Origin of the sequence: Nostoc sp., from assembly GCF_036917235.1 — a bacterium.
In the GTDB taxonomy this organism is placed as follows: Bacteria; Cyanobacteriota; Cyanobacteriia; order Cyanobacteriales; family Nostocaceae; genus Nostoc.
On the sequence record NZ_JBALDU010000038.1, the window covers coordinates 22,155 to 33,740 of the forward strand.

Sequence of the window (11,586 nt, forward strand, 5' to 3'; positions counted from 1 at the left end):
ATTCTTTAGAACCTAATTATTCATCACCGCATCCAAAAGCACATTGGCATCAAAGCGCACTACATCGGTGCAAGGTAGCCCTGTTTCTGCTATTGTTTGAGCGATGCTTTCCTGAGCCGCAGATTCATCTAAATGGGCTGTGTTCAGTGCTATACCCACTACAGAAACGCTTCCAAAAGCACCACCGGCATTAGCAACAGTTTCATAAAGCCGAATCACCTCTGGTAAAGGTGGAATTATCACATGGGGATGATTGCGTACATGAACTTGTCCCGCCCGATGTACTAACAGCAGTTGGGTTGGTTGCGAACCACGGATTAGGGGTAGAGTTGCTGTTGAACCAGGGTGTAGCAGCGAACCTTGCCCTTCAATATGCAAGATGTCGTAGTTTTTCCCATAGCGCATAACAATCTGTTCCACAGCACCGGCGGCAAAATCTACCCGCACGGCATCTAAAGCCACGCCGTCTCCTTCTAACATCACCCCAGTTTGCCCCGTGGCGAGGAATTTAGAACGCCAGCCCCGCAATTTTGACGCCCAATGTAACTCTAGACTAGTTGACATTTTACCGATCGCCATGTCAGTTCCCACTGTCAATACCCGCCGACACGGAAGGGTGCGTGCCATTCCACTAGCAACACTAATATTAGACGGTTCTTTTCGGACATCCCAAATTAGTTGCCCTGGTTTGAGCAGTGCATGTAATTCTGGGATACTTGCCATTGGTGTATGTAAACCATTCACCAAAGACATTCCCGCTTCTAAAGCATCTTTGATTTCTAGCCAGTAATCATCTGGTACAGCACCACCTCCTGGAGCAATACCAATTACTAAAACTTCCGGTTTGTACTCTAGGGCTGCGGCTACCGATGCCACAATCGGCACATCACGCTTGAGACCTGTTAATTCTGGTAGGGATTTACCAGCACACTCGCGATCGATTACGGCTACAATTGGGGCTTCACTGTAACGTAAAATTGCTAGCCCTGTTTTGCCGTGAGTCCCAATAGTCCCTTCATGTAGCAAGATAGCTACTCGTTGATTAAGTGGTAGACGCACTGTGTTGTACTCCCAAACCTGGTAAATCGTTTGGCAAAACTTTTCCTTCTTTTAGCAATGCACCCGTAAAAGGGTCATCAATTAAGTTCAGGTGACTGTCTAAATCTAAATAATCAGCTAGTGGTGCTAGCTGTAATGCTGCTGTATTAGCTAGCGAACTGTCAGAATAGCAACCGAACATTACTTGCAACCGATATGCTCGTGCTGTATGTACCATTCGCATTGCCTCTGTTAGCCCCCCTGATTTCATTAGTTTGATATTAATGCCATCCACGTAATTTGCCAAATCGGGAATATCAGCGCTTGTGAAACAACTTTCATCGACAAAGAGGGGGAGAGGAGAGTGTTCTTTTAGTTTTGCTAAACTTTTTTCTTCTCCCCGTGGCAATGGCTGTTCTACATACTTTATACCTAAATCAGCTAGCCAATTGCACATTGCGATCGCATCTTCTAAACTCCAACCCCCGTTGGCATCAACAAAAAATTCTAGTTCAGGTGCTTCTTCTCGCACCGCTAAGAGCATTTTTTGATCTGCATCTATGCCATCTGGGCTACCTAGCTTCACCTTGAAAAGACGGACATCTGTAAACTTTAACCAGTCTCGCGCTCTTGCCCTGGCAGCTTCCGGCGAATTAATCCCAATTGTGACTGAAGTCGCGACTATTTGATTGCGATCGAGTCCCCAAAGTTGCCACAAAGGTAAACCTACGCGCTTACCCAACCAGTCATGCATTGCCATATCCAACGCAGCTCTTGCAGCAGAAGGAACTTGGTTTTGTGTTAAAACTTGCTCAATTTCCTGACGTTGTAAAGGGCTGAATGTTTGCAACAGCGGCACAACTTCCTCTAAAGCGTCTTTGATTGTATCAGTTGATTGCCGATGATTACCTACACCAAATGGCGATGCTTCCCCCCAGCCTTCGATCCCATCTTGTGAAATTCTCACCCATACATTCGTTGTCTGTGCCGTTGTACCCCGACTAATGGTCAACGGAAATCTCTTATTTACAGTAAATAAATTTACATTTATTTGCATACTTTTTATACATATTATGTTATTGCAAAAGCCAGTGTAAGTTGAAAGTTTAGATTATCGGATGCATCTGTTATACTTTTTTACATTCATTGCAAAGTTTTTATACATACATTTTATTTTTACTTAGTTTATGAACAACTTAAAGAAATGGAAAATTTTAAAATCAAAAATGGTTTTAGATAATCCTTGGTGTCAAGTGAGGCAAGATGAAATAGAATTACCAAATGGTAAAATTGTAGATGATTATTTTGTCAGTATTAAGCCTGACGTTGCAATGATTTTACCTATCACAAGTAACAGAGAAATTATTTTTGTTCGGCAATATAGACACGCCGTAGGTGAATTTTTCTTGGAACTGCCAGCAGGTAATTTCGATCCCACACAAGAGAGTGCAGAAGTAGCAGCAATTAGAGAACTGAGAGAAGAGACTGGTTATATTCCCCATGAATTTAAAAAAATTGGAACTCTGTACGATAAGCCGAGTAAAGATACCAATCAAATACATTTATTTTTAGCAGAGAATGTGAGCAAAGTTGGAGAGCAACAACTAGATATTACAGAAGAGATTGAAGTTGTATCAATTCCTGTAGAATCAGTTTTAGATAAAATTGTCCAAGGTGAAATTTCTGTGGCGGGAACTATTGCGGCTCTCTTCTTAGGTTTAAAGTTTATCACTCATTAATATTAATGTAGCTTTTTAGTATTTTGCTCTCTGCTTGAATCAGCTATATTACACGAAAAATGTATGTATTGATAGGCATAATCTTGAATAATGTGTTCTTGCTCTAAGCGTTTATTATGAAGAGAGAGATATGAACATAAATCTTGTTCTTCAGGAGTAAGATAAAGTAAATTTTCGTCAGTTGATTCTGCAATAGTAACAGCAAATTCTTTAAAAGTTTCAAACGTTTTTACATCCATCATTATGGAAATAGTTTGAGGGAAATAAGAGCGGAATTGAGAGAGTATTTTAAATCCATCAGTATCCAAATCACCCCAGTAAAAGATGGGACAATATGCCAGCCACTTTACAGATTTCAATGTTTGAATAGCATATCCGCTACCAAATAGCGCAAAGCTGTTTTCTAAAGCAGGTAGGTTTAGAAAACTCATCAAGTTTTCAGTAATAAAGAAGCGATGCCCTTTTAAATTAAGCTGTTTGAATTCAGAAATAGGGGTACTTATGTCGGAAAGCAGAAATTCATACTTAGCTTTTAATGCTTGATCTAAAATTCTTAATCGGATGAGAGGCTCACGATACCTAAGAGAGAATCGTTTTTCAAAAGTATATTCTTTCTCACCTTCTACTGATCCAAGCAGTTCAGCAGGTAAAATAGCTTCTAAAAGATTACGGAGGATACCCTTATTCTGTTCGATAAATTTAGTGTGAATCTGAATAGGCAATTCTCGAATATAAAGATGAGGTTGTGGATTATATTGAAAGTATCGACAAACCTTTAGTAAATCACTCCAGCGATCGCTATATTCAATCACTTTTAGAGGATTGCGATCAAGCCAGCAATTCAGTTCAGGAACTTCTGAGCGAATTAATTCTATATCTGCCTTAAATTGTAAGAATTCTTTCTCCTTTTTGAGCAATTTTAAGTAGTCCTGTTCTGTGTCTATGCTAATGCATTGAGGCAAAGACTGCTGTCCAAGCTTATGGAACTTACGAGTTTTCCATTCAACTGTGTAGCCATAGCCTAAATTCTGTTTGGACTTGTTTTTTAACTGAGTAACAGCTTCTCGTAAAGCAAGATAATCTTTAGGAGGATAACCAATTGGAAACTTTTTGTGGTCGATTGGAAAAAATGTCTCTCCTGTAATCACTGAACGGAGAAATAATGGATAAAGACGTTCAGCTTTTTGGAAAATTTGAACAGAACTAATCATGATTTTGACTTAAGGTAAGCTGGCGCTTTTGTCGATATTTCTCAATTGAGATAGGAGTAATACTGGAGAAGTTACCTTCAAGTGTATTAGATACAAAATGAAGACTAGAAATGTATGACTCAATTACATTAATTTTATCCTTGGGAGTAACGACCAATAGTTGAAGGTTCAGGTTTCTAAATAGTTCCATTGCATAACGAGCATTATTATCATCTGATTTACTAAATGCTTCGTCAATAACAACAAACCGGAAGGATTTGTTTTTTGCAGTGTCTTGATTTAAACCAAACTGATAAGCGATCGCTGATGCCAGAATAGTGTATGCTAATTTCACTTTCTGCCCACCAGATTTTCCTGATGAGTCAGTATGATGTTCTTTTTCGATATTGTCTGAACGATAGCGTTCAATTACTGAAAAATCTAGCCAATTTCGGACATCTGTTACTAAGTTTGTCCAACGCTGCTCCTGTGATTGGAACCTTTCAATGAGACGAGTTTGAATATTGTGAAAACGTTGCTCGTTGTCTTCAGCAGTTTGGTGAGCAACATCACCCAAGCAAATGTTTAAATCTTGCTTAAAATCTCGAATTTCCCGATTACGGCTTGGTTCATAACACAACTCGATGTAGGTAGAATCTGTGTAATCAACTTGTCGTAAAGATTTATTTAGCTCATCAATATTTTCCTGTATTTCTTCTTCTTGTTTCTCCAACTGCCCCTTAAATCCTACAATTGCTTCAATAACTTTTCCAGTCATCAAACGCTTAAAGCCTTCTTCGTGACGAGGTAAATCATCATGCTCAATTTGAATCTTTAGCTTAAGATATTCGTCTAAAAAATCAAGCGTTGTTGCCAGTTCTACTGTTATTTCAGGAAACGCATTCTTAAAGTTGAGCATTCGTATAGTTAAGGCACTACGAGAGTCATCCTGTTGTCGCTCTCTTTGGCGAAGTTCTTGCTCAAGGTATTTTTGCAAGTCTGACTCATCTTGAGTGATCGCTTCTAGTGTCATCGTGTACTGCCTAAGTTTTCCCGCAATGCGCGTCGCAAATTCATCAATGTCTGAGATAGCAACAGATTGAAGTTTAATTTGACAATTGTTTTGCTCATTTTTGGCTTGATATTGCCGATTTTCAAAAGTCTGAATTTCTCGAATCAAGGTTTCGCGTCGTTGTTCAACTTGGGCTATTTCTTCCTGGGTTGACTGAAGTTGAGCTTTTAATTGCTTAAGATGGTCAGAACTGGCTTCTAGCTGCTGCTTTTGTTTCTGTAGGTTCTGACACTCTAGTTCAACCGATCGCCAATCAATTTCGCTGAAGTCGGTAAATCTCATGAAATTTTCCAGCGAGGATGTTTGCTGACGGCGCTTTTGACGCTCACTATCTAGCGATTGAATTGCTTTCTCAATTTGAGCAAGTTGTTTATTAAACTGAATTAAGTCAATTTCTAGCGCGTTGATTTTGCTGGCATTATTCCAACCCAGAATGTACTGGCTGCGATCGCTAATCCGAAATCGGTCATCTTTCTCATGGCGTTCTTTGCCATGTTTCATCAGCCCAGTGCGAGTAATAGCGCGTATTTCATGCTGGAACTGTTCTTTCTCGCAACAAACATAATTGAACTGGCGCACTAACTCATCGCGTAACCAATGAGAGAATTTGCCATTATCTTCCTTGATTTCTAACTTGTGGGGAACCTGACGGGGTTCGAGGGCGCGTTGTGTTGGATTGGGAGTTGAAGCAGTAACGCGATAGTAAACTAAACGTCCCTTCAAATCGGTCTGATTTACATAGGCATTGACTGCTTGATAGTGTGCTTCAGGAACAAGAACAGATAAACCAAACCCTCCAAGTAGTCGCTCGATCGCACCTTCCCATTCCTGTGCTTCTTTACGGATTTGCAAGAGTTCTCCGACAAATGGTAGATCGGTATCATTTAAGTTTAAGCCACCGGCAAGGCGATCGCGGATATCTAGACTCCTTTTAGGAATTTGGCTCTTGCGGCTGCGAAGTGATTCTAGCTCATCGTTGAGTTTAGCCTGCTGTTTTTGCAAATCACTGCGAAGCAAAATTTGTTGATCTCGTTGTGCTTCTAATTTTTGTAACGCTGTATCAATTTCGCGCTTAAGTTCCTCTCCTTGGGTTCTATTAGCGAAGAAAGTGGTGCTATCAGTGTACTGAGTAAGGTTCAGGAGTTGGGCGAGGCGATCGTAGTCCTCTGTCTGATGGCGTTTGGTCTTAACCTCATTCTGGCATTGCTTTATTTCCCGCGTTAATTCCTGTAAGCGTTGCCCATCACTATCTTTATCGATGGCTGAGTATAACTGTTTATCTTGATCGCGCAGTTCTGATAAGCGGCGATCGCTTTCGACTCGTTGATGTCGCAACTGAGTCAAATGTTGTTCAATTGTTTGCAGTTCTTGAGTTAACAAATTAAGTTTCTTGCTTGCAAAGAAGGCAGGGGCAACGTCTTTATATTCTTGAAACTTTGCAACTTCTTTTTTCAGTTTTGTATATTTTTCTGCTTCTGCTGTCAGTGGCAAAAGTGCCTCTAACTGTTTTCGTGCATTCTGAATTGCAGTATGGGAAATAGTTAAATTCTCATAACTTTCTTGCAACTCACGGATTTTTGTTTGCACATCTGCTTTCTCTAACATGTGATTGCGAACAAAATCATTCAATCCACCAATCTCTTTGATACTGACTGTTTGATTGAACAAATCTAATGCTTTTTCAGATTCTAAACCAAAGCGTTTGCGAAACTGCTGACTATAGTCCACAAATTTCTCAAATGTTTCTGCGCCCAGCGATTTGAGTTGTTTTTTTAAGTCTGCAATCCGAGTAAATTGGGTGAAATGGGAAGCGATTGTTAACTCGGCATCCGCAACAACAAAGAACTTTCGCACCGAGCCATCTTCCATCCATAGCACTTGTGCCAGCGTCACATCTTGTTTGCTCAGGCGATCGCTAAAATAGCCAAGCAACACCGAAGGTTTTCCTTTGTCTCGCAGTACTTTGGATTTTGAGCGATGGAATTCTTCATCACGAGTGTGACTGTAAGCCCCCTGAACATAGCTTTTCTCATTCCGCTCTTTTTTGCCGGTCATACTGGAAGCTTGGTTATAATTGCGGCGTTGATTTGCAACAAGTAATGTCAGCAATCCATCCACCAGTGTCGATTTTCCTGAGCCGTTTGCTCCAGTTAGCAAGGCAATATTTCCCTGCAAATCCAGCACCCAAGGGCGTTGGTCAAAGGTTCCCCAATTCAGCACCTCAAAGCGTTGGAGGCAAAAACCTGCCAGCGCTTTGTCATTGAAATCATCCATTTGTTCAATCGGCAGGACGAGTTGCATAAGCCGCTAACTTTTGTTTCAGGAGTTCGAGGGTATCAGCATCAACTTTGGCTTTGAGGATGAGACGCACTTCGTAATTTTCATCTTGTCCAGACAGGCGTTTTAGGAATCCTAATTCCATCGCCTGCTTTACCAGTCCATCCACCTCGCGCCGAAATCTTTCCTCATTATTCCCTTCAGGTAGGTAGGGTTGTAACAAATCTCGGATTTTTTCTATACTAAGAACCAATCGTCCTATAGCGTCGCTGGCATCGAATTGTCGCAGTTGCTCACGCAGTAATACGCATAAAACGGTGACATTAAAGCTCAACTTATGGCGGGCGGTTAGCCGGGGAAGGGCTTCAGTTTGGTCTTCCGGGTCAGGATCGGGTTGTTCCAGGTAGGCAAATCCTTCAGTTTCGTAATTTCGGACTTGCAGACCAATCTTGCCAAAATATTCTTTAACTGGAGTTAAATAACTTTGCAATTGCTCCCAATGTGAATCATCACTGTAAATAGCTCCCCGCAAAAGTTTGAGAATGACGTGTGCATAGGGTAGAGGCGGTTGAGGTTGCATTGTTTGGGCAGTTAACGGTGAAAGATAACTTGTGGTAAGGTCAGCTGGAACTGCTTTTCCGGCTCCAGGCTTGTAATTACGATCGCTTCAATTGTACTGGTATTAATTAAATGGCGATCGGATTGAGTGGCGATCGCCAGATACGCAACAATCTCTGGTAATCCCTGCGTGACTGGATAGAGTTGGAGCAGTTCTGTCAGCAATATTTCTGTTCGCTGTTCGAGTGTTCGTTCAATGCGTTGTAACAACGTCTCCTCATCCACATAAAACTGCTGATAAAGTGCAGTAATTTCCTCATCCAGCATGACTTCTGGTGAATCACTGAAATCCATTGAGAATGTCGGTATTTCTGACTCCTCCAGTGGATGCAAAGGACGTGCCATCACCAGATTTACGGTTGGTTCGCCTTCTAATACCCAAAAATCTGGCTCTGGTGGCGCAAGAGTTGCAACTTGTAAAGCAAGGCGTTGCACTTCAGTAATCAGTTCAGCCACACGTCGATTTTCCATAAGATTGCGTTCATCCAACATCTGACGTAGTTTTTCTGCCAGTCGATGATTGGATTGCACGATGTAGTCTCCTCTATCAATCAAAATGCGCTCAATCCGACGCAGTAGCCCATACTCCTGAGTTAATGGCTGCAACTCTTCTAGGGTATAAATCTTTTGAATCAGAGATTTTAGTTCCTGTCGGTTGCTAGTTGACATCAGGAAATTCCAGAATGCATAGAAACTGCGCCCTTGCTCAGAATCTTTCAATTCCCGATCTGCATCCAGCACTCGACTGATTACTGTTCCTTTGCGAGTATCTTGCTGAAGTTGCGCTTCTTGTACGGTACGGGTTAAACTGCGAAATTTTTGCTCAACTGCACTAAAATCTGCGATTAAGTGGGTGGTGACTTGGTTTGCCAAACGAAAACGTTCTTGCAGTTGTGTCGGGTTGTAGGGATCAACTACTCCTGTCTGCCGAATCTGGTCAATTTCTTGCTGAATGCGATCGCGATCCTGTTCCAGTTGAGTAATTCGCGTCTCGATGTCCGTTGTACTGCGATCGCGAATTTCCTTTAATAGTGAGAAAATCTGCAAAAAGCGAGATTCAGTTCCCACAAACTCTTCTCGCCGCTTCAGGTCTTCTAACCACGCGATCGCTTTCTCAGCAGCCGGAGTTAGTGTAAATACTGGATCGTCACTGCTGTTAAACGTTTTCCTCAAAAGCTGGTCATCACACCATTGGCTAAGATACTGTTTAGGCGATTTCCCTCCGGGAACGTTGCACGAACGACGATCAAAATCTGGATAAATGTCTTGCAGAAACTCCAGATAGTTACCCAGTTTAGTTTCTAACTCTTCTTGAGTAATAGAAATGCGCTGAGTTACCTTAAACTGGTTGTAAAAAAAACTCAGAATTAGAGCGGCGTTATCGCTTCGTAAAAGCTTCAAGGTAGCGGAGTTTTTTAATTCATACTTAATTTGCTCATATTCCATAGTAGTTGTTCATCATAAAGTAAAGCAGAGTTAAGAAAAGACAATGCAACCAACTATAGTCATAATTTCTCAACACAGCTAACTTTTAAGTTTAATTTTTAGTTTTTATCTGGCCCATTGCTGCAAGATGTAAGCATAAAAAGCCTCTTTATCGACCTTATCCATTGCAGAAATTTTCCGACCACCAGAAACTACTTTGGTACGTCCTTGACTAAGACCAGTGGTAATAATTTCTGTTTCCCATTCGCGCAATTGATAAAATTCTGGATGTCCCAAATAAGCTGTTGCTAAGACATCCCAAAAATAATAATCTTGGGGGATAACTAGTGCATAACATTGTCCGGCTAAATCAGAGATGAGATAGTGGCGTTGTCGTCCCATTTTGTATACTAACTCCGATGTGACTGGGACATTGTTAGTTAAATCCAAAGGACACATAATAATTTCAATTTCGGTTTGCCATACCCGCGCTGCCGAAAGCGCATCCCAATAAACATTCCATTCGGCGGAACCATCTTGTCCTGCTTCCAAACTTTTTTCTACATTGCCACCTACATTCAACGCACCCCCCATCCACACAATCTTTTGAATCTTGGCTTCAATTTCTGGTGCTTTGTCTAAAGCCACTGCAACCGTCGTCAAAGGGCCAGTTACCATCAACGTTACGGGGTCTGATGCGTCACGTAACACCTGTATCATGAAATCTTGACCTGTTTCGGCAACCAAAGGCGTAGCGATGGTTTCCCTTTGATTGAGAATGGGGAGATGGTCAACGATAAACGAATCACGGCGATAGAGAGTAGGAAATGGATTGATCCCGCGCACAGTGCTTTCTGCTACCGGGATATGAGAAAATCCCATCAAATCTATAATTTTACGTGTGGCGCTAACAGCCGGTTGAATGTAGCAATCTGCTGGAGTGACTACAACACCAAGGAGTTCAATACCATCCATCGTCAACAGCAGCATAGTTGCCAGATAATCATCTACACCGCCATCGTGATCCATTAATACAAGTTGTTTTTTCATAAAAGGAGAATTATATGGATGAGTTTATGGAAGCTGCAATTCAAGAAGCAAAACAAGGCAGACAAGAAGGTGGGATTCCCATTGGTTCGGTTCTCGTCAAGGATGGCAAAATTCTCGGCAGAGGACACAATAAACGCGTGCAAGACGGCGATCCTGTTACCCACGCCGAAATCGATTGTCTCCGCAATGCTGGGAGAGTTGGCAGCTACAGAGGTACTACACTCTATTCAACTTTAATGCCGTGTTACCTGTGCGCTGGGGCAGTGGTACAATTTGGCATTAAAAAAGTCATCGCTGGAGAATCTAGAACTTTTCCTGGTGCTAAAGAATTTATGGTATCTCACGGTGTAGACGTAATTGATCTTAATCTTGATGAGTGCGAACAAATGATGAGTGAGTTTATTGAAACTAACCCCGAACTTTGGAATGAAGATATTGGTAAATAATCATTGCATCCCTACAATCATAGCGATCGCAATATCTGTTTAAAGTCCAGCATATTAGGGAAATATTGATAATACTTAAGAAATAAGCTGCAAACTCTTTGATGTTACACAATAATTTTAGTGACTAGAACTAGCTAAAACTTAAACGTGTGAAAATGGCAAATTTAACTGAATTTACATTATTTGCTCCTTGTAACAAAGGAGCAACTTTAATTGGGTCTTTTTCGGACTGGAAAGAAATTCCAATGTCCAAAGGTGAAGACGGTTATTTTCGCACTAAAATCCAACTAGAAGACGGTGTTTATCAATATAAGTTTCGCATTCAAACCAAAACTCCAAATTTTGCACTTGATGAATGGATAGATGTCATTGATCCTAAAGCAACAGATGTTAACGAAACAGAAAAATACAGTATAGTACGCATTCAAGATGGTCAACGCATTGTTGATACTTACATTTGGCAACACGATGAGATACCGTTGCCTGACAATCGGGAATTAGTCATATACGAAATGCACGTTGCCGATTTTACTGGTGATGAAGTTGACTCTAACGAGAAAGGCAAATATTTAGGGATAATTGCTAAGTTAGATTATCTTTGTAAATTGGGAATTAATGCAATTGAATTAATGCCAGTTACAGCATTTACGGCTGTTATGAGGTACAGTAGCAGCAACTAGCAAACCAGTTTCTTAAATGTTGAGGATTTATTAAATTGAGTGCAACTGAGA

General features: G+C 41.1%; 10 protein-coding genes. 3 read left to right on the top strand and 7 right to left on the bottom strand.

Going from position 1 to position 11,586, the window contains the following annotated elements; all coding sequences use genetic code 11:
• Positions 1–12: 12 nt before the first annotated feature.
• Both V7K44_RS13685 and V7K44_RS13690 read right to left on the bottom strand, forming a co-directional pair.
• Entirely contained in the window at positions 13–1,059 is a 1,047-nt protein-coding gene (locus V7K44_RS13685) for a DUF1611 domain-containing protein (protein WP_334932243.1), read from the bottom strand.
• A complete protein-coding gene (locus V7K44_RS13690) occupies positions 1,043–2,095 on the bottom strand; it encodes a dipeptide epimerase (protein WP_334932245.1) in 1,053 nt (350 codons plus the stop codon). Before V7K44_RS13690 ends, V7K44_RS13685 begins: the two co-directional genes overlap by 17 nt.
• A 130-nt stretch (positions 2,096–2,225) precedes the next feature.
• Here V7K44_RS13690 and V7K44_RS13695 point away from each other — a divergent pair, with 130 nt between their 5' ends.
• Positions 2,226–2,777 carry an NUDIX hydrolase gene (locus V7K44_RS13695; protein ID WP_334932247.1) on the top strand — a complete coding sequence of 184 codons (552 nt, stop codon included), beginning with the start codon at positions 2,226–2,228 and terminating at the stop codon, positions 2,775–2,777.
• A gap of 2 nt (positions 2,778–2,779) precedes the next feature.
• Here the strand turns inward: V7K44_RS13695 and V7K44_RS13700 are convergent, their stop codons facing one another.
• The 5 genes from V7K44_RS13700 to V7K44_RS13720 form a co-directional block, all read right to left on the bottom strand.
• Positions 2,780–3,988 carry a DUF3322 domain-containing protein gene (locus V7K44_RS13700; RefSeq protein WP_334932249.1) on the bottom strand — a complete coding sequence of 403 codons (1,209 nt, stop codon included), beginning with the start codon at positions 3,986–3,988 and terminating at the stop codon, positions 2,780–2,782.
• Positions 3,981–7,340 carry an ATP-binding protein gene (locus V7K44_RS13705; protein ID WP_334932251.1) on the bottom strand — a complete coding sequence of 1,120 codons (3,360 nt, stop codon included), beginning with the start codon at positions 7,338–7,340 and terminating at the stop codon, positions 3,981–3,983. The genes V7K44_RS13700 and V7K44_RS13705 overlap by 8 nt, the downstream gene beginning before the upstream one ends.
• Positions 7,318–7,896, bottom strand: a complete 579-nt coding sequence (locus V7K44_RS13710; RefSeq protein ID WP_334932253.1) for a DUF4194 domain-containing protein — start codon at positions 7,894–7,896, stop codon at positions 7,318–7,320. Before V7K44_RS13710 ends, V7K44_RS13705 begins: the two co-directional genes overlap by 23 nt.
• Before the next feature lie 11 nt (positions 7,897–7,907).
• Positions 7,908–9,380, bottom strand: a complete 1,473-nt coding sequence (locus V7K44_RS13715) for a DUF3375 domain-containing protein (RefSeq protein WP_334932255.1) — start codon at positions 9,378–9,380, stop codon at positions 7,908–7,910.
• Positions 9,381–9,485: 105 nt separating this feature from the next.
• Positions 9,486–10,409, bottom strand: a complete 924-nt coding sequence (locus V7K44_RS13720; protein ID WP_334932257.1) for a nucleoside hydrolase — start codon at positions 10,407–10,409, stop codon at positions 9,486–9,488.
• A gap of 14 nt (positions 10,410–10,423) precedes the next feature.
• Here V7K44_RS13720 and V7K44_RS13725 point away from each other — a divergent pair, with 14 nt between their 5' ends.
• A complete protein-coding gene (locus V7K44_RS13725; protein WP_099101508.1) occupies positions 10,424–10,855 on the top strand; it encodes a nucleoside deaminase in 432 nt (143 codons plus the stop codon).
• Positions 10,856–11,010: 155 nt separating this feature from the next.
• A complete protein-coding gene (locus V7K44_RS13730; protein WP_442940687.1) occupies positions 11,011–11,535 on the top strand; it encodes an alpha-amylase family glycosyl hydrolase in 525 nt (174 codons plus the stop codon).
• The last annotated feature ends 51 nt before the right edge of the window (positions 11,536–11,586 follow it).